General features: G+C 47.2%; 19 protein-coding genes and 1 pseudogene. 13 read left to right on the plus strand and 7 right to left on the minus strand.

Translation table 11 applies throughout. The annotated features are described in order from the left end of the window. The first annotated feature begins 46 nt into the window (after positions 1 to 46). The 7 genes from AC58UW_RS29530 (at position 47) to AC58UW_RS29560 (ending at position 13,040) form a co-directional block, all read left to right on the plus strand. A complete protein-coding gene (locus AC58UW_RS29530) occupies positions 47 to 5,788 on the plus strand; it encodes a carbohydrate binding domain-containing protein (protein ID WP_497424138.1) in 5,742 nt (1,913 codons plus the stop codon). A 171-nt stretch (positions 5,789 to 5,959) separates the two neighbouring features. Then, positions 5,960 to 7,288, plus strand: coding sequence for an ABC transporter substrate-binding protein (locus tag AC58UW_RS29535; RefSeq protein ID WP_497424139.1), 1,329 nt, complete (start codon positions 5,960 to 5,962; stop codon positions 7,286 to 7,288). A gap of 90 nt (positions 7,289 to 7,378) precedes the next feature. Next, on the plus strand, positions 7,379 to 8,248 hold the full coding sequence (locus AC58UW_RS29540) for a carbohydrate ABC transporter permease (RefSeq protein WP_497424140.1): 870 nt from the start codon (positions 7,379 to 7,381) through the stop codon (positions 8,246 to 8,248). Between the two features lie 4 nt (positions 8,249 to 8,252). Continuing rightward, positions 8,253 to 9,080, plus strand: a complete 828-nt coding sequence (locus AC58UW_RS29545; RefSeq protein ID WP_497424141.1) for a carbohydrate ABC transporter permease — start codon at positions 8,253 to 8,255, stop codon at positions 9,078 to 9,080. A gap of 153 nt (positions 9,081 to 9,233) precedes the next feature. Further along, positions 9,234 to 11,015: a sensor histidine kinase gene (locus tag AC58UW_RS29550; protein ID WP_497424142.1), complete on the plus strand. Its 1,782-nt coding sequence runs from the start codon at positions 9,234 to 9,236 to the stop codon at positions 11,013 to 11,015. A 1-nt stretch (position 11,016) separates the two neighbouring features. Further along, positions 11,017 to 11,784 (plus strand): response regulator transcription factor, encoded by a 768-nt coding sequence (locus tag AC58UW_RS29555; protein ID WP_497424143.1) that lies wholly within the window; start codon positions 11,017 to 11,019, stop codon positions 11,782 to 11,784. A gap of 104 nt (positions 11,785 to 11,888) precedes the next feature. Continuing rightward, positions 11,889 to 13,040, plus strand: coding sequence for a Gfo/Idh/MocA family protein (locus AC58UW_RS29560; RefSeq protein WP_497424144.1), 1,152 nt, complete (start codon positions 11,889 to 11,891; stop codon positions 13,038 to 13,040). A gap of 21 nt (positions 13,041 to 13,061) precedes the next feature. Here the strand turns inward: AC58UW_RS29560 and AC58UW_RS29565 are convergent, their stop codons facing one another. The 5 genes from AC58UW_RS29565 to AC58UW_RS29585 all read right to left on the minus strand — a co-directional run bounded on the left by AC58UW_RS29565 (position 13,062) and on the right by AC58UW_RS29585 (position 16,407). Continuing rightward, positions 13,062 to 13,937, minus strand: coding sequence for a helix-turn-helix transcriptional regulator (locus AC58UW_RS29565; protein WP_497424145.1), 876 nt, complete (start codon positions 13,935 to 13,937; stop codon positions 13,062 to 13,064). Positions 13,938 to 14,256: 319 nt separating this feature from the next. Beyond that, positions 14,257 to 15,015, minus strand: coding sequence for a hypothetical protein (locus AC58UW_RS29570; protein WP_497424146.1), 759 nt, complete (start codon positions 15,013 to 15,015; stop codon positions 14,257 to 14,259). Between the two features lie 42 nt (positions 15,016 to 15,057). Beyond that, positions 15,058 to 15,234, minus strand: coding sequence for a hypothetical protein (locus tag AC58UW_RS29575; RefSeq protein ID WP_164819425.1), 177 nt, complete (start codon positions 15,232 to 15,234; stop codon positions 15,058 to 15,060). Between the two features lie 157 nt (positions 15,235 to 15,391). Next, entirely contained in the window at positions 15,392 to 15,724 is a 333-nt protein-coding gene (locus AC58UW_RS29580) for an S-Ena type endospore appendage (protein ID WP_497424147.1), read from the minus strand. A gap of 131 nt (positions 15,725 to 15,855) precedes the next feature. Further along, the gene (locus AC58UW_RS29585; RefSeq protein ID WP_497424148.1) at positions 15,856 to 16,407 is read right to left on the minus strand and encodes an S-Ena type endospore appendage; all 552 of its coding nucleotides are present in this window, start codon (positions 16,405 to 16,407) and stop codon (positions 15,856 to 15,858) included. Positions 16,408 to 16,622: 215 nt separating this feature from the next. Here AC58UW_RS29585 and AC58UW_RS29590 point away from each other — a divergent pair, with 215 nt between their 5' ends. The 3 genes from AC58UW_RS29590 (at position 16,623) to trhA (ending at position 19,103) form a co-directional block, all read left to right on the plus strand. Continuing rightward, the gene (locus tag AC58UW_RS29590) at positions 16,623 to 17,717 is read left to right on the plus strand and encodes a glycosyltransferase family 2 protein (protein WP_497424149.1); all 1,095 of its coding nucleotides are present in this window, start codon (positions 16,623 to 16,625) and stop codon (positions 17,715 to 17,717) included. Next, the gene (locus AC58UW_RS29595) at positions 17,714 to 18,346 is read left to right on the plus strand and encodes a glycerol-3-phosphate acyltransferase (protein ID WP_497424150.1); all 633 of its coding nucleotides are present in this window, start codon (positions 17,714 to 17,716) and stop codon (positions 18,344 to 18,346) included. Before AC58UW_RS29590 ends, AC58UW_RS29595 begins: the two co-directional genes overlap by 4 nt. A gap of 112 nt (positions 18,347 to 18,458) precedes the next feature. Continuing rightward, on the plus strand, positions 18,459 to 19,103 hold the full coding sequence (gene trhA, locus AC58UW_RS29600) for a PAQR family membrane homeostasis protein TrhA (protein WP_497424151.1): 645 nt from the start codon (positions 18,459 to 18,461) through the stop codon (positions 19,101 to 19,103). A gap of 1 nt (position 19,104) precedes the next feature. Here trhA and AC58UW_RS29605 read toward each other — a convergent pair. Then, positions 19,105 to 20,171, minus strand: a pseudogene (locus AC58UW_RS29605) (UxaA family hydrolase); the annotation flags it as partial. 191 nt (positions 20,172 to 20,362) lie between these two features. Continuing rightward, on the minus strand, positions 20,363 to 21,256 hold the full coding sequence (locus AC58UW_RS29610; protein ID WP_497424152.1) for an AraC family transcriptional regulator: 894 nt from the start codon (positions 21,254 to 21,256) through the stop codon (positions 20,363 to 20,365). Between the two features lie 302 nt (positions 21,257 to 21,558). Between AC58UW_RS29610 and AC58UW_RS29615 the strand changes: the two genes are divergently transcribed. From AC58UW_RS29615 to AC58UW_RS29625, 3 genes are read left to right on the plus strand one after another with little or no spacing between them, the layout of a single operon-like run. Further along, complete coding sequence (locus AC58UW_RS29615; RefSeq protein ID WP_497424153.1) at positions 21,559 to 22,713, plus strand: glycosyltransferase family 2 protein; 1,155 nt, start codon at positions 21,559 to 21,561, stop codon at positions 22,711 to 22,713. Positions 22,714 to 22,734: 21 nt separating this feature from the next. Next, positions 22,735 to 23,982: an aminotransferase class III-fold pyridoxal phosphate-dependent enzyme gene (locus tag AC58UW_RS29620; protein ID WP_497424154.1), complete on the plus strand. Its 1,248-nt coding sequence runs from the start codon at positions 22,735 to 22,737 to the stop codon at positions 23,980 to 23,982. Between the two features lie 31 nt (positions 23,983 to 24,013). After that, on the plus strand, positions 24,014 to 25,045 hold the full coding sequence (locus AC58UW_RS29625) for a zinc-dependent alcohol dehydrogenase (RefSeq protein ID WP_497424155.1): 1,032 nt from the start codon (positions 24,014 to 24,016) through the stop codon (positions 25,043 to 25,045). Positions 25,046 to 25,085: the final 40 nt, after the last annotated feature.

A 25,085-nucleotide genomic window follows, 5' to 3' on the forward strand; every position in this document is an offset into this window, starting at 1 on the left:
ATAATTGTAGATGATCCAACTTGTAGGATACAGGGGAGGCGAACTTGTGCTAGTGAAGAGCATGTGTGCAAAACTGCTGGTTGCATTGTTGTTAGTGTCTACGATCTTTGGAGGATTCTTAGGAACACCAGAATTGAAAGCGGATCCAATTTCGACTTTGGATCATTTTATTACGCGTACAGGGGATAGGCTGATGGACGGTACGAGTGAGTACAGATTCATTGGCGCTAACGTGCCTACACTGACAATGGTGGAGGATGGCTATTGGCATGCGCCGACCGAGTGGGAGCAGCGGGATGCGTTCCAAGCGCTTAAGCAGATGGGCGCAACGGCGACCAGAACCTATGTGTTATCGGTTAAAAAGCAAGCGGATTATCCGGGCATGATTCGTCATGTCGAAGGACCGGGGCAATTTAACGAGGATGCTTTCAAAGTGCTGGACCGTGCGCTGGCACTTGCCAATGAATATGGCATCCGCTTAATTATTCCTTTCGTGGATCAATACGAATGGTGGGGCGGAATCGGCGAATATGCCGCCTTTCGAGGCAAAAACAAGGATGATTTCTGGACGGACCCGCAGATTAATGCGGATTTCAAAGCGACTATTTCTTATGTGCTTAATCGAGTAAACACAATCACAGGTGTCCCTTACAAGAATGACAAGGCGATTCTCGCTTGGGAAACAGGCAATGAATTGACGCCATCATCTTCGGCATGGACGTCGGATATCGCCTCTTTTATCAAGAGCATGGATGCCAATCATCTAATCGTTGACGGTAAATATGGCATTGATGAGTCCTCGCTTGCGGCAAGCAGTCCAGTTGATATCGTGAGCAATCATTACTACCCGAATCACTATGATAACTACGCCAATCAAGTTAGCTTGGATAAGTTGAAAGCTGCAGGCAAAAAAGCTTTTTATGTCGGCGAGTTTGGCTTTATTCCAAAAACAAAGTTAACACCTTTCCTAAATAATGTTATTGAAAGCGGTACCAGCGGGGCTTTGATTTGGAGCCTGCGCTATCACAGCGAGGATGGAGGCTTCTTCCGTCACACGGAAGGAACCTATGACGGCGTTTTCTACGAAGCTTACAAGTGGCCGGGTTTCCCGGCAGGTGACAGCTTCGAAGAAGCAGCGACGCTAGCACTGCTGCGCGATAAGGCGTACGAAATTCGCGGCATCGCAAATGAGCCGGCTTTGGAGGCGCCAGCTGCGCCGGTTATGTTGCCTGTAGATACGGTGTCCCGTATCGGATGGAAAGGATCAACAGGGGCGGCAGCCTATACCGTCGAACGATCGGTTTACGCGGCTGGACCGTGGCAGGTTATCGGTCCTGAGGTGTATGATGCGGCAACGAGTGATTTGTTCGACGATATGAGATCTGTGACTGGAGCCACTTACTTCTATCGCGTGAAGGCCAAAAATGCAACAGGTGAATCTCCCTACTCACAGGTCATGGGTCCAGTCATTGCCAAGCATGCAATCAGTGATGAGCTGATTGACTACAGCAAAATGTACCAGTATGCAACGGATCTCGCCTTTACAACGGATTCTCCGGAGCTGTTTGCAGGTGATCATTACCGGTTGAAGCTGCAGCCGAATGCCGTGGATCAATTCGTTACTTATGCGCTGCCTGCCACAGCGAGCCAATCACCTGAAGTGAAAGCTGTATCCTTGCAAGTCACGGCCTTCAGAAGTCCTGGTCATCCTGCGAGTGAGTTTACAGTTTGGACCTCTGCGGACGGAACCAACTACACGGAGCTTCCAGTGACCAAAGCGGAATCAGGCGGGAATTGGACGCAGGTCATGTATCGCACAAACAGTTTCCCGACGGATGCAGTTTATTATAAAATCGCTTTCCCAGCAGGAGATTCACTCTCCCAACTGGGTGGTGTGGAGCTTGTTTACAATCATACAAGCGGCGAAGAGCTTATTTATCAAAAAGCTAGCTCAGGCACGGACATCGTGACGGGGATATTGACCGATGAGATGAACAATGCGCTCAAAATGGTTGAGCATACACCGAACTTATCGTTCACCTCGGACAATCCGCAATACTTCGGCAATGACCTTAAGAGGCTGACGCGCACAGCGAATGAAGCCGAGTCGTTCGTGCATCGAACGGCTGGCACTATGAACTATTTTGTTATGACGAGTTATGCAAGGCAAAATCCAAGCGACTACCGGCTGGAGGATTTCACATTCTCAACCTCCACAGATGGCATTCATTATACACCTCTGCAAGGGCTCGTTAAGGAGGAAGTGCCCGGCGAGGGCTACTGGAACCGTACGGTGTATACAGCTTATACGCTGCCAGCGGATACGAAGTACTTGAAGACGGTCTTCCCGCTCGTTCCTTCTGCACATGCCGATCAGACTTGGAATCCGCAAGTGGGACGAATTCAGATTGGTGTCGGCGATGAAAGGCTTGAACCCCCAACTCATGAAAAGAGCGCGGTTATTGAGAATTTTGAAAATTACAGCGGCTCGAATGCGACATTGAATCAAGCGTACACCAAAAATCAGTGGGGCTCGCCACTGTCAATTTCGCTCGATGGCGTCAATAAATCCGAAGGTAATTATGGCTTGAAATTGAACTCTTCCCTCAGCGCAGGCTGGGCTGGGATGGAGAAGAGCATTACGAACACCGATTGGTCCGGCAATAGCGGCATTTCTTTCTGGGTCAAACCAACCGGAGGAACAACTGGTATTTCCATTCAATTCAATGAAGGTATGGCGTCCAATGGCGAAGTGTGGAAAACGGATCTGCAAGTGTCAGGAGAGGAGCCTCAGCTCATCCAATTGCCGTTCAGTAAATTCTATGTCGCTGATTGGTGGAAAACCTCCAATCCAACGGCTGGAAACAATCAGATTGATTTGTCATCGATCATTACATTCTCCTTGAATATAGATGGCCAAGGTGAAAGAACGCTTTATTTTGATGATTTTAAATTATATAAGTCACCGGTCGTTGATTCATTTGACGGCTATGGCGACGACAATAGCAAGCTGCAAGCGGCTTACAAGCGGAACACAAGCGGCGATGCGATCACATTGGCTTTAGACGCCGACCATAAGCAAGCGGGTAAGTATGGCCTGAAGCTTAACTACGTGCTGACAGATACCGGCTATGCAGGCGTTAGTAAAGCGATGAGCGGTGCCGACTGGTCAGGTTATAACGGCTTGCAGCTGTGGGTGAAACCCGGCGAAACGAACCGTGGATTGACCTTGCAAATCAAGGAATCCAGCGGTGAGTATTGGGAAGCCAAACTATTTACTTCCGATCTCGCCGAAGGACTGTTGAGCCTTCCCTTTGGGGCGTTCCACCAGCCACAATGGTCCAGCAAACAAAATGGGCTGCTAGATTTGACCTCGGTGGAAGAGTTTTCAATTTATGTCGATAAAGGAGCAGGAGGCAATGGAGCGGGCACGTTGTACGTGGATTCCATTGAGGCAGCTAACGTCAGAAGCATAGATAGCTTCGACCTCTATACCCAGTCATCTGCGGTCCAAGCGGATTATGTGCCAAGTCAGTGGGGCGATACAATCCAAGCTGCATTAGAAAGTGATACAAAACAACAGGGGAAACATGCCATGAAGCTAAGCTACACGCTGACGGACGGCATTGGCTACGCAGGTGTCACGCGCACGCTTGGCAAAGCAAACTGGACGCATAACGGCAATGCGATTTCCTTTTGGCTGAAGTCTAACACAGCTGGACATGGACTTACCTTGCAATTAAAGGAAAGTGACGGCGATATCTGGGAAGCGCAAACGGCCATTACTGGAACGGAGGCGCGTATAGTCCAAATTCCGTTTGGCGGATTTGGCTTAAATAAACAGTGGTCAACGGGTGACGGCCAATTGAACTTGGCCAGCATTGCCGAGTACTCGATCTATGTGAACAAAGGCCCAGGGCAAGCAGGAGCGAATGTGATCTATTTGGATACATTGGCGATGGATCAAGTGCCAGTGATCGACAATTTCGATTACTACGGCGGCGGGGGAGACTTGGTTGCGGGCGGCATCTATACGACCAATGTCTGGGGAGGTCCAGTCACTTTTGCGCCGGAGGCGTCCCAGAAGGAAGCGGGTGCTTTTGGTGGTAAATATACGTATGAGCTGCCTACAGCCTCCAAAAACTTCGCCGGTGTTAACAAGAAACTCGATCATATGGACTGGACGACATATGACGGCATTCGCTTGTGGATGAAAAAGGATGCCTCTAATCGGAAGCTGACGATTCAATTTCTGGAAGCCAACGGGGAAGCATGGGAGTCCTATGTCACGCTTAGCGATGACGCTGCGGGCGTGATAAAGCTGCCGTTCAGCAAGTTCCAATTAGCGCCATGGAGTACCAGTGGAGACGAGAAGCTAAACCTAAGCGATATCACGGAATTCTCCCTTTATGTCAATCAGGGGGATGGTCCACTAGGAGCGGGAGCCTTATTTTTTGATTCCATCGAGATTTATCAAAATGAAACAACGCTGCCGCCGATTGATGATTCAGATGGTGATGGCAGCGGTAGCGGCGGCGGTTCACCGGAGCCTGGCGTTGTTGAGAAAACCAACGAGATCGAGTTGACAGCCAGCTCGCTAACCCTGCGTACTGTTACTGACAGCAATGGGCAATCCAAGAAGCAAGCTGTCATTAAGGAAGATGATCTCAAGTTGGCTGTTGAACTTTTAGCCAAAAAGCCGCCAGGCACACCAATGATCCTAACGTATGATGAGTCGTCCATCGATGAAGTGCTCATCCCGAGCTCTGCATGGGCAGGGACAGGGATTCTAAAGCTTCAAACCAAGTCAGGGACGTATTCGCTTCCGTCTTCGATCATGGAGAATCCGGTTGTTCGGAATACGACTCACGAACTTCAACAACCGATTATGCTTCATGTAGCCATAATACCATTAGCGGCAGATGATGCTGCCAAAGTGCGCGAAGCAGCGCAGAAGCAGGGGGCAGACCTAATTGGTCAGCCCGTTGAATTCCGCCTTGCCATATCCGGCAGCGATAAACGAGTAGAACTTCAAAGTTTCGGCTCGCTTTTCGTGATGAGAAGCTTGTTCACGGACGCTTCGGTGGATATAAGCCATGCTTCGGCGGTTGCCTACGACAAGCAAACAGGAACCTTTACGTATGTTCCTGCGACTTTTATACAACATGGCCATGCAACAGAAGCGGTCATTCGCAGAAATGGCAACAGTGTATATGCGCTTGTGAAGCATGAGCAAACGTTCAGCGACGTTCCAGCCAACCACTGGGCGAAGTCGGCCATTGAGGAACTGGCGTCGAAGTTCCTGCTAAGCGGCATGACGGAGAGCACCTACGCACCTGACCGCTCCGTCACGCGAGCAGAGTTTGTGGCGATGCTGACGAAAGCATTAGGGATTGTACCGATTAGCAAATCGTCACCTGCCTTTACTGATGTAGGAGCTAACGATTGGTTTGCAGGTTCAGTCCATGCTGCCAGCGAAATTGGCTTAGTTGAGGGGTTCGAAGACCACAGCTTTAAGCCGAGCCGCACCATAACTAGAGAGCAGATGGCCGTTATGCTGCAAAGAGCGCTCGCCTTGGCAGAAATCAAAGCTGCCGTGAATTCAGCCGGTAAATTGACGTTCACCGATGAGGCAGCGATCTCCTCGTGGGCCAAGGATGCGATTTCGCAGGCGGTGGGGGCGGGGCTGCTGAGCGGTTATCCGGATGGCGCTTATCGCCCGCAGGCTGTGGCTACACGCGCTGAAGCAGCAGTTGTTTTCCAACATATAGTAAGCATGTTGAAATGACGCGATGAGGGGGCTGCGGCCCCCAAATCTGCTTGCATGTTGTTGTCTAGAGACAACAAAACAGGAAATACAGTACAAGGAAAAACAAATTCGTACCATTTTGTTGCGAAATCGGAAGTCCTATAATAAGAATGTAAGCGCTACACAAACTAGTTAAATGGGGGGAAAACGATGAAGAAGACGATTACAACCTCAACAACAGTATGCCTATTAATAGCAGTTCTCGCTGCTTGCAGTGGTCAAAGCACGACAACAACAACAACGACATCAGCAAGTGCGACACCTGAAGCGAAGGCTTCAACGGCAGCTGTGGCTACAGAAGCGCCAAAAGCAGCAAATCCAAACGATGAGATAAAAGGAAAGATCGTATTCGCCACAAACCGTACTGATCTAATAGACACGAAGCTGAAAGAATACCGGGAAGCTTTTAAGAAGAAATTCCCGAATGCCGATGTTGAATTTGAAGCCTTGAAGGATTATGAAGCTGCTATCAAGCTGCGTTTGGCGACGGCTGAAGTGCCTGACGTTGTGCTTATTCCGAACATTCCGAATACACAGCTTCCTGATTATTTTGCCCCGCTGGATGATCTCGGACTCAATGACAAAATTCGCTTCAAGGATTATAAGACAGCTAATGGCGGTACATATGGACTTGTGACTGGCGGATCGACCACAGGCATCGTTTATAACAAAAAAGCTTTCGCCGATGCGGGCATCACTGCGCCTCCAAAAACGCTGGACGAATTTTATGCCGCTTCCGAGAAATTGAAAGCAAAGGGCATCGTTCCCCTTGCCACGAACTATAAAGACAAATGGCCGCTCTATACATGGCAGCACGTGGCTGTAGCGATGTCGGGCAATCCGAACTTCTGGAATGACCGCATTAAGCAGGAAAACGCGTTCGACCCGAACGGCGCTTTTGCGAAATCGCTAGGGATTCTCAAGACGCTAATCAGCAAAGGCTACGCCGAGAAAGATATCAACTCCACGAACTGGGAGCAGTCCAAGAAAGATGTGGCTTCCGGTAAGATGGCGATGTATCTGCTGCCTAACTGGGTCATCCCGCAAGTCATCGAAAACGGCACAGATTCTGCAAATGTTGGCTTCTTCCCAATGCCGTTCGACAACAGCGGCAAGCTGACAACGCTGATGACACCAGACTATTTCTATGCGGTAAGCAAAAATAGCAAAAATCTTAAAACAGCGAAAGCTTTCGTGAAATGGTTAATCGAAGAATCCGGCTATGATGACTTTGCGGGCTTCATCCCATCTCTGAAAGATAAGAAATCCTCCGTTACACAGCTGTCTGATTTCCTGGCAACGAAAGATCTGAACTTCGTGGAGATTGCCGCTGACAACAGTGATGCCATGGCTATTCAAAATAAAGCGCAAATTGATTTGAACGACATTGCTCAAGAAGTTGCCGTAACAGATGTTGCCAAAGTATTTGATAAGTACAACAAGAAGTGGAACGAGGCCAAAAAAGCGTTAGGCAAATAGTTTGCACCAAGGCAACCGAATAAGGTTGGATGCTGGATGCTCGGAACATCCAACCTTGTTCTTCAAATTAAACGGCAATGAGGTATGGAAATGACCTACCAACGACAGAAAATCGGTTTAATTATAACGTTCCTCTTCGCTCCCTTGCTGCTCCTTATGACGTTCACTTATTATCCGGCTCTCCGGCTGATCTATTTAAGCTTTACTTCGTGGGATGGCGTGAGTCCAATGAAGGCATGGGTAGGCTTCCGAAATTACATGGAAATCATGGAGAACCATGAGGTCTTTTATGTCTTTCTTCATAATATCGCCTACTTTGTTGGCGGCATTTTGCAAAATGTGATCGCCTTTTTCTTTGCTGTACTGCTGAACAGTAAGTTGAAGGGTCGCAATGTGTTTCGAACAGTCTTATTTCTGCCTTACATAATGAATGGTGTAGCTGTCGCTTTCATGTTTGGTTATGTTTTTGACACCAATATGGGGTCTCTGAATTATTTCCTTGGCCTGTTTGGTTTTGAGCCTGTTAGTTGGTTAGGCAAGCCTGGGCTTGTGAACGTATCACTGGCTTCCATCTCGGCATGGAAGTTCATGGGTTTCAACATGGTGGTGTATTTGGGGGCGCTGCAGTCGCTTCCGGAGGATATATTTGAGGCGGCGAGGATTGACGGTGCTCGCAGATTACAAGTTTTGCGTTACATCACATTACCTGGTATGCGGAAAATTATCGAGCTTAATCTGTTTCTGACGGTGATCGGGGCCTTGGAAGTGTTTGATTTACCTTTCGTCCTGACCAAAGGCGGTCCTTTATCGGCCAGCAAAACGTACGTTCAGCAAACAGTGGAGACAGCGTTTCAATATAATAACTTTGGTCTCGCCTCAGCGATGAGCGTCCTGCTCATGATCGTAGTCATTGTCGTCGTATCTGCGCAGCGTAGAATAGTAGGAGGAAAGGAGGACTAAATCTATGCAACCTAGACAGCTAACGATAACCGTGAAATACGTTCTCCTGGGTGCGGCAAGCCTCATTATCTTTTTCCCGCTATACATTTTGTTTATTAATGCTTTCAAGGGCAGCAAGGAATACGGGATGTCCAGCGCTTTTTCACTGCCGAATTCATTCCTCGAGTTTGAAAATTTCCGCCTTGTATTTGAACGTGGCAATTTGGGGCAGGCTTTTCTCAACACCGTAATCATTATCGCGCTTTCTCTCATCGGCAACATCGTTATGGGAACAATGGTCGCATATGTATTAGGCCGGTTTACTTTTCCAGGACGCGGGTTGATTCTCGGCTTGTACACAGGGGCAGCGATCATCCCAGCCATCACGACACAGGTTGCTATTTTCTCGATTATCAAATGGCTTGGGCTGTTTAATACCCATTTTGCGCCCGTACTGCTTTACATTGGTGCCGATGTGGTTCAGATTTACATTCTGCTTCAGTTTATCCGCAACATTCCGTATGAATTGGACGAAAATGCCATGATGGAAGGCCTGTCTCTTTACGGCATCTTCTATAGGATCATCGTTCCGCTGCTGACGCCGGCCATCTCAACGGTTATCATTCTTAAATCCATTTCAATTTATAATGATATGTATACGCCTTACCTGTACATGCCTTCTCAGAAGCTGGGAGTCGTTTCCACAACTCTGATGAAGTTTACGGGGACGAACAGTGCGGAATGGCAGTTAATCTGCGCGGCGATTCTCATTATTTTGCTTCCGACAGTCCTTCTTTACCTGTTTTTGCAGCGCTATATTTTTTCCGGCATTACGAACGGTTCTGTGAAATAAAGTGAAAGCAGGATACGGGACTGTGCAGGTGGAATAGTAACCCAAGACTCTTATGCGGAGTCGTGGGTTTTTCTGTTATTCGTTAAGAAAGGGCTTACATTTCACTCGATAAATAGCTAATCTATGACTAAATAGGGCTAGGGGGAACCAGATTTGCTGAAAGATATATGGCATTGGATCATCAGATTATCTTTGACGCAGAAGCTTATTACCGTGTTCGTCATCCTGATAACCGTACCTATTGTGACGATTAGTATGATCTCTTACTCCAGTTACTCCAAATCGATCGAAAACAATACAGCCGTATACGTGAATCAGATTTCTCAGAAAATTCTGGAGCGTGTCGATCAGTATGTATCGGATATCAAGCGAGTGACGGGCAGCCAAATTTACATGCAAGATATCCAAGAGTCGCTCGCAAATCCAACTAAAACGCTGGAGGAAACGAATCGACTGCAAAACTTCGTCAAAGGCTTAAACTCGCTCAAAAATGATACGGAATCTGTCTACATTTTTGACAACTACGGCAATATGTACGATAGTACGAAAAATGATACGATCAGGGCCGATATTCGGCAGCAAGCTGTTGATCTTAGGCAGCGAGTAAGAAACGCGCAAGGCTCATCTATCGTCATTTCCACGCAAAAAATAACGACAGGTCGCGCGGATAAATACTATTTTTCCATCGCCAGAGAATTGAAGAATACGAACTCGCTCGAAGGGATCGGCATGATTATTTTCGATTCCCGGATTCAAGTGATTGCAGATGCGGTGCGTGAGCTCGACAGTATCACCAAAGGGCGCACCATGGTCCTTGACGATCAAAATACCGTGATTTACGACAGTGATCAAAAGCTGATTTCAACGAATGTTGCGCAGAATGATCTCGTGCAGAAAGCCGTCGGTGCGCAAGGAAGCTTTAAAATGAACCTGGAAGGCATTACCTATTTGACCTCTTATACGACTTCAGAAGTGACAGGCTGGAAGCAAATTGTGTTGATTCCGGTCAATCAGTTGACGCAGGAAACAAGAGTTACACGTGATTTTACGATGGTGCTCGTCTTGTTATCCATTACAGTAGCACTAATCACTTCTTCCTTAATCGCTGTCGCTTTAACACGCCCGCTGCGTGATTTAATGCGAACGATGAAACAGGTGAACAAGGATAATCTGGATGTGCAGATACAAGTCAAGTACTCGGACGAGTTCGGCATACTAGCGAAGCATTTTAATAATATGATAAGAAGAATTCATGAGCTTGTGGAAGAGGTCTATCAGACGCAGAACCGGAAACGTGAGGCAGAGCTCCGCTCGCTGCAGCATCAAATCAATCCGCATTTTATTTATAACACACTTGAGGTCATTCGGATGACAGCGGAAGTGAAGCGCGATTATGAGATATCGGAAATGACTTATAATCTAGGTGAGCTGCTGCGCTACGGTATTTTGCGGGGAACCGAGAAAGTGACGATTGGCAAGGAACTGGATCATTTGGAAAAGTATATTGCCCTGCAAAACTTCCGGTTTTCCAAAGACATTCAGATACACCTGGACATTTGTGAGGAGCATATGGGCTATCCCGTGATTAAGCTGCTGTTCCAACCGATTGTGGAGAATGCGATCCTGCATGGCTTCGAGACGAAGGAAGATGATTGCCGCATTACGATTTCCTCGCAGGAAGAGGGGCAGATGGTTTATTTCAAAGTGACTGACAACGGTTGCGGGATGAATGAGGAGCAGCTAGAGGTGATACGCAGCGCACTTCAAGGGAAGTTGCAGGAGAAAAGAACAAATATCGGCATTGCCAATGTGAACGAGCGCATTGTGCTGCAATATGGACCCCAGTATGGTCTTCGTTTAAGTAGTAGAGAGGATGCCGGAACAACGGTTACGATTGTGCTGCCTTTACTAGAAGTAAGAAAGGAGAGCGCTTAACATGACAATGAAAGTTGTGATAGTCGATGATGAGCAGCGAATTCGTATAGGCCTGCAGGCGATGATTCAATCGATGGAGCTCGCTGTTCATATGACAGGACTTTGCGCGAACGGGATTCAAGCGATGGATAAAATGAGTTCCTGGGAGGAAGGCGACTGCAAAGTCCTTCTTACGGATATCAAGATGCCCATGATGGACGGCATGAAGCTGATCGAAAAAGCGCGCGGAGCTTACCCGGATGTGCATATTATTCTGCTCAGCGGGTTTAATGAATTTGAATATGCCCGGCAAGCGATTCGTTATGGTGTTGTCGAATATTTATCAAAGCCGGTGAATAAAAAAGAATTGTTTCAAACTCTCAAACGGATTCAGACCTCATGGGGCCTTGCGAGCCCTGAGGAAAATGCTGAAAAGCCTAGCCAAGAGGATGCAAAGGGACATAAGAAGCAGATCATCGGCGATGTGATACGGATGCTGGAAGCAGATCTGAATCAGTCGGTCGATCTCATGGATTTGTCCGCGAAGGTCGGTTTAAACGCCAGCTATCTATGCAAATTGTTCAAAAAAGAAACGAACAAAACGATCACCGATTATGTCACGGATCTGCGCATCATGAAGGCTAAGCATATTTTGGAGGATTACCCGGATGTGAAGATGTATGAAGTGGGCTCCCTTGTCGGCTATGCCGATCCAGTCTACTTCACTAAACTGTTTAAAAAGACGGTGGGCATGACGCCGAAGGAATATCAGAGCGGGCTGCGGACGTAGATGATGATGACCGCAAAATAGTCGTATTTTTGCACAAGATGTGTGTACATTTGGAAGGGGAATATTGGTAAGCTTGAACCAATAAGCTGAAGGAGGAAATAAGCATGCTCAAAGTAGCTATTATTGGTGCAGGGGCCATATCGACCGCACATATCGAAGCCTATTTGAAATTCCCGGAGCGCTGCCAAATTGTGGCGATTAGTGATATCTATGTGGACAAGGCACAGGAGCGAATAGACCATTACGGGCTGAAGGCCAAAGCCGTCAAAGATTATAAAGAACTGCTCACGGGGGAGCTCGACCTCGTTTCCATTTGTACACCACCGTATACCCATGCTTCATTGGCTGTTGAATTTATGGAGGCTAACACGCATGTGATGGTGGAAAAGCCGATGGCGTCTTCGCTCGAAGAATGCGATACGATGAATGAAGCGTCGCGGCGCACAGGCAAGCTGTTGTCCGTTGTGGCTCAGAATCGCTTCAAAACGCCGATGATGAAAATGAAGTCTGTGCTAGAAAGCGGACTTATGGGGAATATTCTGCACGTGCAGGTTGATTCGTTCTGGTGGCGCGGTCATTCGTATTATGATCTGTGGTGGCGCGGCACTTGGGAAAAAGAAGGCGGCGGCCCGACGCTGAATCACGCCGTGCATCATATTGATGCGCTGCTGTGGATGATGGGCAGCCCGAGTGAAGTGCAGGCATTCATGAGCAATGTTGCGCATGATAATGCCGAGGTGGAAGATCTTTCGATCGGTATGCTGCGCTATACGAACGGATCGCTCGGTCAACTGACCAGCTCAGTCGTACATCACGGGGAAGAGCAGCAGTTGATTTTTCAAGGCGCTAAGGCGCGTGTCTCAACCCCTTGGAAGGTGAAAGCATCGAACTCAAGAGCGAACGGTTTCCCTGAGCCGAATCCAGAGTTGGAGTCGCAGCTGCAAGCTTTCTATGATGCTCTGCCAGACGTGGTACATGAAGGCCATGCGGGCCAAATCGATAATGTGCTTACGTCCATTGAGACAGGCGCACCACTCTTGATCGATGGTAGTAGCGGCAGGCAAACACTTGAATTAATTACAGCTATCTATAAATCGGCAAGCACTGGTCAATTAGTGAAATTCCCGATCGGCCCGGAGGATGCATTCTATACCCGTGAAGGTGTACAGGCGAATGCAACTCATTTCTATGAGAAAAATAAGTCGATCGAAAATTTTGCAACGACGACGATCACAACGGGAAGCAGCTACAAATAAGGAAGCAGCTTATTGCGGCTGTCAGCGCTGCTTCTGCCATTGCAAGCGGAATTGATGAGGTGTGCTGCCCATGCGGCTTTTAAACATTTTGCAGAAGTAGGAACTGTTCGTAATGCCGATGTTTTCGGCGATTTGTGCAATCTGCTGCTCGGTTGAGGTTAGCAGCATGACAGCTTGCTGCATTCTACGTGCGGTCACATAGTCGGAAATGCTGCTGCCCGTGCACTCTTTGAACAGGTGAGAGAGATGGTAGGGAGATAGATGAAGCTCGCTAGCCATATGCTCAAGTCGAAGCGGCTCTGTGTAATGTCCTTCGAGCCAGGCCAGAATGCGCTCAGCCTGATGCTTATGACGCGTGGGGCCAGAGTCGAATTGCACATCGCTTCGTTCCCAAATCTGCCGTAAGGCCCGGAAAAAGGCAACTAGGAATAAGGAGAACTCCTCTAGCTCATCTTTCTTGGCTAGCATCGGTATTTTCTCTTCTAGGCTTGGAAAAAGGGAAAGCAGCGATTCCGGCTCACCGATATTATAGATGCATGGCGCAGGCAGCTTGCTAGTGTGCATTTGTTTGAAAAATGTGAGCAATTTCGGCCATCTTTCAAAATAGGATTCATAGAGATAGGGCTCGAAATGCACAATAGAACGGATGAATGGCGTGTCGGGACTCACTTGGATATGGTGCAGCTGATAGGGTTGGAAAACGCAGAGCATGCCGGCGGTAACTTCATAGCTTTGCTGATCCACAATCAGCGTGCCATGTCCCTCGTGTACGAACAAAATCTCAACACCTTGATGCGCATGAAAGGTGCCATGAAACTGTTCGTTGCCGATCGTTTGGCGTCGATAGGCAAAGTAGAGCGGACTCTCGCTGAAGCTAAGATTCTGAATATACGTCATCTGAAGCACGTCCCTCTGCTGCCGCGGCAGCGTTAAAAGAGCTTAATCCCAGCTTGCTAAAGCTGATGGATTAAGCTTTTTTTTGAAACAAATAAAAATATATATGATTTGGGGGCTTTCAGGGGAACTACAGTCCGCTATTTTGCAGATTTCACCTGAAAAACAGACCATGTGGACAAATAAGAGCCTGTAGTTCCGTTCAGAAGGAAAACTACTCGTTTTTCTCCCAATAGAGGACTCCAGTTCCCTTAGTGAACCCTATTCTGTCGCTAAACCTAAAAGGGCCGTCCCTGACGGTTTTTCTTATAAGTATAAGCAGTTATTCCGCCGTTACCTTTTGCATTTTGGCTGGGTTGTTAATTTTGTAAGGGACAGGATGCTTGCTGAGCTTCTTGGCTACGATTTTGCACTCAAAGGTGACGGTATCTCCGACTTCGAGCTCCAGCTTTTTCAATGTATTACTGTGACTGGACCATGCTGTACCAATCTCCATCGCAGGATCTGTGATGGAAACAGCTTCATAAATAATGACTTCATCATCATTATCGGAGAAATTGTTCGGGACGGTAGTAAATTCCTGTACCGTAGCAATCATTTTTACTTTATCTTCAGGCAGCTCTAGCTTAGGCGCCTTCTCTTTTTTGGCTGCTTTTTCTTTCGGCTGCTTTGTTTTCGGAGCTTTAGCTTCTTCAGCCTCTTGCTCGGCAGGAGCGGAGTCGTCTGCGATGGACTCCACAGCAGCTGGCACTTCAGCTTCAGGCTCTAGAGCCTCAGTTCCAGCCGTCTCATCTGTAGCTGCCGTTAGTCTTTGACTGTAATTGGCCGCCTGCATCTCCTTCAGATAGGAGGGGTGAATGCAGTGCAGCTGTTTATTGTCGAATTCAATGACAGCCGTCATTTTATCCACCAAGCCGACGATGCCGCAAGGCAAGTTCATGCCGTTGTTTTTGTAGTAAAAAGCTTTCGTTTTGGCCGCTTTCTCAGAAAGCAAGCCCCATTCTTTACACTGCTCCAGTTGTTCGGTTTCATCTTCGAAGGTTGTGTATGTTTCAGGTTGAATGGTGAATGCAAGTACCATGTTCGGTGCCGCCTTTCTATGTATATATAAGATAAGGTTCCATTATTGTTCTAATCGGAAGTCATCCGTTTTCTCGCCATCTTCCCAAATTTCCACAAATAGGGCTTCGCTGTTATCGAAATCAGCAGGTGTGAACGATAGCGCTTTCTCCTCGTCTGTGCCTACATAAACATTTTCCATTTCTTCGCCGTCGAAAGAGAGGATGACGTATATTTTCATGCCAAAATGCCTCCAAATCAGTTGATATGAATTATTATAACACAATCGCCCAAAAGTTCGCATGAGGTGGCATAGGTTTAAAATGATAAAACAAGCTGCCTTAGGAAGCTTGTTTTTTGGCCGTATTTTATCCGCAGAGATGAAGTGCCTAGTAAAGTTAGTAGTGAAGGGAGAGACCATATTCCCCTGATGCAGAAGACGTGTTATTCAGGAGATCTACAAAACCAATATCGCCGTATGTTCTTGTAAATGTACTACCTACTGGCACAGTAAAAGAATCGATAGTTGCTCCAACTGAGTTGCGAATGGTCACATCTACGTTTCCTCCACTTATCGCTCTTACACTAACAGAACCGCTAATTGGCAATGGGGGGACAGCAGGAGCTGAAGTATCAATCGCGTAAACGGTTAATGTCGTGCCGGCAATTAACATAAACGTTCCGCAAATATCGTCATTAAAAGAATCTTTGTTGTTGCATAGACAAGGCATACAATCATCTCCTACGGATCTTAGATTGTTAAATCATTACTTTACTATTAATGCTGGATGATTGTAGTTGGTATAGATACTAACATAGCAGCTCGTCTATATTTAGAAATATGTTTATACACCTAGCAACTCTATGTTTTACAAGTGATTTGCTCCGTTTCTTCTTTTACTAGGTAAATTTCGTCTTTGGGTGGGCTATCACAAACGATCTGCGGACGAGGCGTAACCGTTATTTTGTTCTTATGACTCTTACGTTTTCTTATAGCAAAATAATGTGCGGTGACGGAGAATTGGCCTACGCATTTAAGTTTTGCTGAGCTTGAGGCGCTAATTTCTAAACCCGCGACTGCTCCCAAAGTGATTGATTTTGTTTGATTAATCTCTGTTAGTGTAAATAAGGTGATATCGGAAATCCCATCCCCTGTTGTATCTGCTTTAACCGTCAACGTACAATGCGGACTCTGATTCCGTACTGTAATCGTTCCAAAAGGCAGATTGCGCCCCGTATAGGCCGTCCGCCAATATTGCACGCTTTCGCCATTGCTTTCTTGTGAAATGCTGCCGCAGATTTCATCTGTTACGAGCTGTTTCTGAAGTGGAGATGTTTTCCTCTTTCTACAGATTAACTTTTTAGTTCTGCGAATTTTGCATGATTTTCTAACACGTCTTTTATGACACGGCAAAGAAACCACCTCCTATACACCAATTTATGGATGAAACCTCGTTTATGGTTGGACGACTTGACTAATGAATCCATCCATGTTTATTTCTAATGCCAGTCGCACTGGCTTAAAATCGAGCCAAAGTTCATATACATGAATACAAGCTCGAACGCCAGAGATGAGCGAAGGAGTTTCTCAGCAGCGGCTGCGCGAATAGGATTGAGGGGGTTTCTAGGATGTTGATTGCGGTTATTTGCGTAATCGGGTGTCTCTCCGGGTTTATGCTTTTTAGAAAAAATGTGCTTCGGCCCGGTTATGTGCCAGGCGCTGAAAAAGTGAAGCTTTCCGTCATTATTCCAGCTAGGAATGAAGCGTCCAATTTGCCGCATCTGCTCCATGCGCTCAACATACAAACCATGGAACCCTTTGAAATTATCGTCGTAGATGATTTTTCGGAAGATGACACCAAGGAGATCGCGGAAAGCTACGGGGTCACGGTCATCTCCAATCCCAGCCTTCCTGAAGGCTGGACCGGCAAAAATTGGGCTGTATGGAACGGCTATTTGCACGCTACTGGCGATATGATCGCGTTTCTTGATGCCGACATCCGATTGGTGCCACGAGCATTGGAAATGTTAGTCATGGCGAGGCAGCAAGCCGGAGGTGTCATCTCGGTCGTGCCTTTCCACTACACGGTGAGTTTCGGTGAAAGGCTGGCACTTATTTTTAACTTCTTAGGGGTGTTTGCTTTCACGTCACCTTTAGAGAAAGACAATCCGAGTAAGGGACTGTACGGATCCTGTATTTTAACAACTAGGGAAGATTACGAATCCATTAAAGGCCACGAAAGCATCAAAGCGGAGATGCTGGACGACCTGAACCTCGGAGCAGCTTTCCGCAAAGCTGGTATTGAAGTGACGAATTTCATAGGCTACGGTCTCGTTTCCTTCCGTATGTATGCGCAGGGGATGCAGAGCCGAATCCAAGGCTTTGGCAAAGGAGCAGTCCTCGGAACCTCCAAGCTGAAACGCGGAACTATTGCCCTTATTGCCCTGTGGGTGGTCGGACTGATTGCTTCGGAAACATTCTTATTATTTATGAACACCTCATGGTGGCTGCCTTTATTTATGGGCTACTTAATCTATACGCTTCAACTCTTCTACTTCGTTAGGTATGTGGGGAAGTTTGGCTTCATTATGCCAATTTTGCATATCTGTTCAACGATATTTATGGTTATTGTCATGCTGTACTCCGTTTATCAGGTTGTGTTCCTGGGTCATGTAGCGTGGAAAGGAAGAAACGTCAAAGTAGGAAGCAGGCGGGAGCTATGACCCTCGTATGGACGGCTTGCGCTTTTATTTCAGGCTCTCTGATGTTTTCCTATTGGCTTGGACTTATGGCAAGACACAATCTAAAACACGTTGGTGATGGGAATCCAGGGGCATTGAATTTGTGGAAAGCAGCGGGGTATCAGATCGGGCTTGCGGGCATTATTCTCGATTTTTTAAAAGGGTACCTCGTGCTGGTTTGGATCTTAGGATTTAGCTTAGAAAATGCGCGAGTTCAAGGTTTCGCATTAATTCCTGTCGCGCTTGCACCGATTGTAGGGCATGCGTTTTCGCCATTTCTGAAGGGGAAAGGAGGCAAAGCGATAGCGGTTACTTTCGGTGTTTGGAGTGCGTTGACGAGGTTCGAGGCTTCCATCGCATTAGCGATCATTTTGGCAGTTAGCTTGGCCGTAGCGAAGCTGTCGTCAAGAGGGAAGCCCATTTCCTCCTCGGCAGACGGTCTGCAAGTGGTATTGGGTATACTGCTTTTAGGCGTGTATTTGTATATAAGCGGCTATATGGAAGCTATTTTGTGGGTGTGGCTGGGAAATGTTGTGCTGATTGCCTATAAGCATCGAAAGGAGCTTGCCTTTTATCTGAAAAGGAAACAGTCCGAGCCGGGTAGCGAATAAACGCGGCTAAGCCATAGCCAGCAAGGAAAAAGGGGTCACTACGATCTGATTACATACTAGTCCCGACTAAGGGTAAAACTAGGAAACAATCAGAAAGGAGTGACCCCTTCGCATGGATAACAGCCTTCACTTAAAAGAGGAGCGCTTGAATGCTATAAGCCACGGAATCGGCGCGGCGCTTAGCGCCTTCGGCCTTGTTCTGCTCCTTCAGCGAGCCGCCATGTTTGAGGATTTTGCTTATACAATTAGCAATGCTATTTATGGCTTATCCTTTTGCATGGTCTACCTGTCCTCAACACTCCTGCATTGCTCCCGCTCGCGCAAATGGGGAGAGCGTTTCGAAGTGCTGGATCATGCTGCCATTTTTATCGCCATTGCGGGTTCATACACGCCATTCCTCATGATTACTCTGCAGGGCACGTTAGGCTACTCCATGCTGCTGCTGATCTGGGTGCTAGCCTTTGGGGGCGTGCGTTACATTAAGTTCATCATTCGGCGATTTATCCCATGGGGGCTGTTCCTATACTTGCTGCTAGCTGGTTTCATGGCTTCATTGATTTTACCGCTGCAGGAAAGGCTTCCTCTGATGGCTATCATTTGGATCGTAACCGGCGTTGTTCTGTACAGTATCGGGTTATTATTCTTTCTATGGCGGAAATTGCGCTATCATCATCTTATTTGGCATGTGTTCGTCATTGCCGGAAGCGGCTGCCATTTTATTGCGGTGTACACGTATGTGATGCCGGCTGTACTTTAACTTACAGGCTGGGGCCGATCCGGTTAATGCTAAACTCCTGATGCCCCAGAATTTCTGCTTTCGTCAGTTTACCTTCCGCAACATCGCAGATTTCACGCCAGATGCGCTCGCCTGCTTGCTCTAAATGCAAAGTACCGGGAGCATATCGCTCTCATCGACATCCATATAATCTGCCATGTTGGCAAAAGTGAATTTGTTCCCCGTAAATTTCACCACGGGGACAACGGCAGCGCCTGTTGGTGTTCCACGGCCTGTTGTGAAACAGACAATGTGCGCGCCACCGGCAGCCATGCCAGATACACATTCAATGTCATTGCCTGGCGAGTCCATAAAATATAAACCGTGTTCGGGAATAGGCTCCGCATACCCGATCACATCCTCAATCGGCTGCGAGCCGCATTTACTGATGCAGCCGAGCGATTTCTCCTCGATCGTCGATAGCCCGCCTGCGATATTGCCAGGACTCGGGTTGCCGCCGCGCATATCCGCGCCCATGCGTTCAATCTCTCGCTCGAAACGCTCAATCGCATCGTAGAGCTTATCGCTCGTCGCTTTGGACGAACATCGGCTTGCAAGGTTGTGCTCAGCACCGATAATTTCGGTGGTTTCACCAATGACAATACTGCCTCCGGCATGCATCAATTTATCAGCGGCCACACCTAAAGCAGGGTTGGAAGCTAAGCCTGAAGTAGCATCCGATCTGCCGCACTTCACCGCTACCTTCAGCTTGTTAAGCGGCACAGGGGCCTTGGGCTGCTGAAATAGCTGAGCCTGCATACGTTTGGCTAATTCCGTTCCATGTTGAATGGCTTTAACTGACCCGCCCACGGATTGTATATCAAATACCTCCACAGGTTTTCCCGTCGCCCTGATCGCCTCAGCCAGAGCAGCAGGGTCGATGACCTCGCAGCCCAAGCTAATGATAATCACAGCTCCCACATTCGGATTTTTCCCTGTTCCGGCTAATACGTCAAAAGTTCGGCTCTTGTCATCCCCAATTTGGCTGCATCCGTGTTGATGTGGAATAACAACTGTGCCCGGCGTCATCTGCGCGATCCGATTGCATACATATCGTCTTTCTCGTTCATTACCAGGCTATCAGTTCCTTGACTAAAGTCATGCGCCATAGTGGGGCGCTCCTTCAAACGGATCTAATCTTTACAACTTTCAATTTAAGGAACGAAACAGTGCGAGCAAAGTACTTTTCTCACGTGTATTAGCACAGGATTAAGATGATTGATGCAAACACCGCTTCACACTTAGGTAGACATAAGCCTCCTTCGGACTTCTGATGGCGGATAACTCTTATATTTTTTATAAAGTTTTGTAAAATAGTTCGCGTTCCCGCAGCCGATTCTCTCGGCAATCTCGGTTACGGTCCACTCCGTTTCACGCAATAAACGATCTGCTTCGTTAATTCGCAGCCAATTGACAAAGTCAACGAAAGTTCGCCCGGTCAGCTTTTTAAACGTTTTGCAAAAATGATACGGGTTGAGGTTGACCATCCTCGCAGCCTGTTCAACCGAGAGCGGTTCCGCAAGATGCGCTTCAATGTGCTGGATTAACGGCTTGAATGACTCTGAATGCCGCAGGGGAGCAGGTTTATCGGCGAACTTCTCAGGCAGAAATTGCCTGGAGAGTAAGGCGAAAAGCAGATGAAAGTTGAACTTGATGACAAGCTCGTAGGCAGCGGCTTGTTGCTCAAACTCATCCGTTGATTCACGAATGAGCCGCCGAAAAGGCGCTCCCCGCTCGTCGCTTGCGCAAAGCATGGCAGGCAGTTGCGCGCGTCCGTCCAGGAAAGGCAGCATGTACCGCTCGTAGATAGGATCGGGATGCAACATGCGCAGGAGGGAGGCGTTGAAGACAACGGCTACGAATTCCACGTCTTCATCGGAGGTGTTATAGCCAACATGAAGCGCCCCGGCTGGAACGAATAACAGGTCGCCAGCGCTTGCCTCATAAGGGCGGCTATTGATATGAAACTGTGCTTTGCCGGCCTGCATATCGATAATTTCGAAGTGCTCATGCCAATGGAGATATAAAATAGTGTCGTCCTTTTTCGCCATCCGGGATCGATTTCGGTAAAACCGGATCGGATAGTTGCTGTCCCAGAGAGGTGTTTTCTCCCTTAAATCTTGGGGATAAGTCATGAGCTGCCTCGCTTTCTAGTTGTGCATGAAATTACGGTATTTGAGCAAGATTTGATAGAAATATTAGATCAATAGCTGATTTTTATGAGATTGTGCCTTCATTTTAGAGCAAGATTGGTGTGGTTTTCAATAGCGGATAGATTCAATTTTTAATAGTGTTCGAAATGTGAGATTTACTGGCAAATATCGAAACTATAAACTATCAATATATTCCAATTTAGTTGGAAATTAGTTGATGGTAAGGGGGTATCCGTTACGGCCAGGTTCCTATTTTAAGCAAAAATTTATTTGGAGGAGATAACATGCAACACACAGTGATAGTACCAGTGAATCAAGACTATGCCATTCTGAACTTGTTTACGGATTCATTGCTGAGAACGGTGAGTCCATCAACCCAAATAATATTCATTAACGACGGATCAGGTGCAGCCGTCAAACAGCACCTCCATAAGCTGCAATTGGAAAGCAGGGATGGAGTAGCAATTGAGATATTAGAGCACGATTATCCGCTAGGATGTTCGGTTTCAATTAACAGTGCTCTCAGAATCGCGCAGGGCGAATATATTTACTTTTTGGATTCGGATACGATGCTGAATCATGGTTGGCAGGAGTTGATGAGTGAAACATTAAATAGCAACAGCCGAACAGGCATGGTTGGCGGCGTGCTGCTATACCCTCAAACCGGGGGTATTCAGCATTGTGGTATCGCATTTACAGACTCTATCGGGCGGCATTTGTTCCTGAATGCTTCACCTTCGGATATTCCTCAGCATACGTTTTCTGTCCAGCTTGTCGTATTTGCCATGTTTGGCATGAAGCGGGAAGTCTATCAAGCAGTAGGGGAACTGGATGAGGAGTTTTTTAACGGATATGAAGACTTTGATTATCAAATGAGAGCCAGAGCTGAAGGCTATGATATCGTCATTAATCCTGAGATTACAGCTTATCATTGGGAGCGAAGCAGCGGGATTCACCGCAGTCATAATCGTAAAAACAACCTGGGTCGTTTCTGGAAAAAATGGGGCAGCGAAATTAAAGCCGATCTTTGGCCTTTTATGTTAGAACGTTTGCAAAAGCATCTTAAAGAAGAAGGGATCGTTTCAGCTCTCCCGATGATAGGAGTTGATCTGGCTGAGGTAAGAGCCGATGCCGATACGTTCTGGAAGCGATTGGAAGAAACAGAGATCTGTAAGGTGACGGAGGTTTATGATTATTCCAATCGCTTTAATTCCAATGGCGCTATCTGGCTGCCGCAGGTGCTAGGCAAGGAGCTTTTTCAGAGTAAGCAGCGTTTGTTAATTCTTGTTGATAATTTCACACGATTGCTGGAGAACCGTTATTGGATTGAAATGCGCCACGCCAAACGGGTGAACGATTTAATAATTGATTTGTACGGGAATGTGGTTACGATTGATCGAATTTACGAGAGCTGCTGGCCGGGTACCAAAGTTCGCTAATCAGAAGGAGGGAGGAACCCTATGAAGTCTATTGAGGAACAAGCTTCTTTTACCCGGAATTTGGCCTGGTGGCAGCATGTTCAGCAAATTATTCCGAATGGCTGCAGTACATTAGCCAAAACACCTGAGCGCTTATTTCCAGGTCATACACCGGTATGTTGTACGGAAGCCCAGAATGCCCGTTTTATTGATATCGATAGGAACCAGTGGTTGGATTGCGAGATGGCGATGGGAACGGCGGTATGGGGACATGCTCGCAAAGAAATTCAAAGCGCGGTTATTCAGCAATTGTCCAAAGGAACAAGCTTTTCTATTCCTTCTGACATTGAACTGACTTGCGGCGAACTCATATTAGATCGGTTTGAAGGTAAGTATTCCGCCCTTCGTTTCTGCAAAAGCGGCGCCGACGCGGTTAGCGGCGCAGTGCGGCTCGCAAGAGCCTACAGTCATAAGCCGATTGTGATCACGACTGCGTATCATGGGTGGCATGACTGGTCTGCCTATGGCTATTATGGCCAACAAGCGGATGCGCTTGGGATTCCGCAGGAAATTGAGAGGAGCACGGTGTGGGTCGGCGAACCCACTGTGGATCGAATTACAGAAGTGGTTCATCAACATGCAGATAGAGCTGCTTGCATCGTTCTGTGTCCTAATGAATGGGAGCGGGATAAACTGCTTGAAGTTGTAAACGTATGCCGGAGTAACGAAATCCTGGTTATTTTTGATGAAGTGACTTCTGGCATTCGGATGGGGAAGAAGGCAACTGCAGGAGAGTTTGATATTTGGCCGGATTTGCTCTGTCTCTCCAAAGGTATGGCAAATGGTTTCCCACTTGGCGCCGTGCTCGGCAATGAAGACGTAATGAGCCTGTGCGGTCAAGTCAAATTTAGCAACGCTCATTCCAGTGAAACCACTGCGTTAGCGGCTGCTATTGCCTGCGAACAGCTGATGAAAAGTGCGCCTGTTTGGCCGAGCTGGCGAGGGGTGACGGAAGAATTCATGTTCGAACTACAGGACGAGCTGATAGGGCTGAATTTAACGGGAGAATTGGAGTTAAAAGGAACTTACGCTAGCTTCTGCATCCGATCGACAGCGGAGCGGGATTTCTACCGGGACCCTTTCCGGGAATTTATGGTGAAAGAATTAGCTATACAAGGCATTTTCTCCAAAGGCTTTTTTATCTTTTCAGACAGCCATACCCGGATGGAAATCATGTGGGTGAAAGAGACTTTAAAGCAAATACTGCGAGCTTGGCCGCGATACCAATAAAAATAAGATTCCATGAGGAGGAACACTTTTTATGAAAGCACTTGTATTTCAGGATTACCGGAAGGTAGAACTAATGGATGTCGAAGAGCCCGTTATACAATCAGAGACTGGGGTAAAGGTCAAAATTTACGGATCAGGCATTTGCGGAACGGATTTGAATGTTGTAAAAGGGAAGATTTTTGCTAATCAAGGGACCATTATCGGCCATGAAGGGGTCGGTACGGTCGTTGAGGTTGGTCCCAAAGTAAGAAGCGTCCGCGTTGGCGATCGTGTCCTCATCGACCCCACGCAATCTTGCGGGATATGCACATATTGCCGTGAGGGCTTGCATTGTTACTGCGAGAATTTTGAGGAGCATCAGGTAGGGATGACCATTCATGGAACGTTCACGGAATATTACGTAGGCGAAGAAAAGTATATCTATCAAATCCCGGAATCTATGAGCTGGGAAGCGGCAATGTTGGTAGAACCGCTTGGATGCGTGTTAAATACGTTTTTGAAGGCTAATATCAAGCCCGGTGATGCTGTGCTAGTGCTTGGTTCGGGTGCCATCGGCTCGTTATGCCAACTGGTGAGTAAGCGATTTGCCCGTTTAACGGTTGGAACGGAGATCGATGAGTACCGCAAGCAATTCGCATCCAAAATTGCGGATCACGTCTTTCATCCGAGCGAGCTTACGCTTGAAAAAGTATATGAAATCAATAACAATCAAAAGTTTGATATTATCGTCGATGCGGTCGGCAACCAACTGCATGTGGCCTTAGGTCTGATTGGCAAAGGGGGACGAATCATCCCCATGGGGTACGATGATAGTTATGAGGTATCATTCAAGCCTACGGATTTTATTAATAATGGCGTGAATATTATCGGTGACGTAGCCGTTCATCAAATCATCAGCAGAGCGCTCAAGTTTGCGCAAAACTTGCCTGAATTGGAGAACATGGTGACATCCAGTCAATCACTGGATCAGTATGAACAAGCTTTTAATGAGACCATGGGGTATGATTTACGGACAGGAGTATCCAGGCCGATGACCTCAGTCAAAGCCGTGTTAATTTCATAAAAAACGGACCGCTTGTCGCTGCAAACAGGCTTGGGGTAAA

This window comes from Paenibacillus sp. J22R160, from assembly GCF_059692135.1.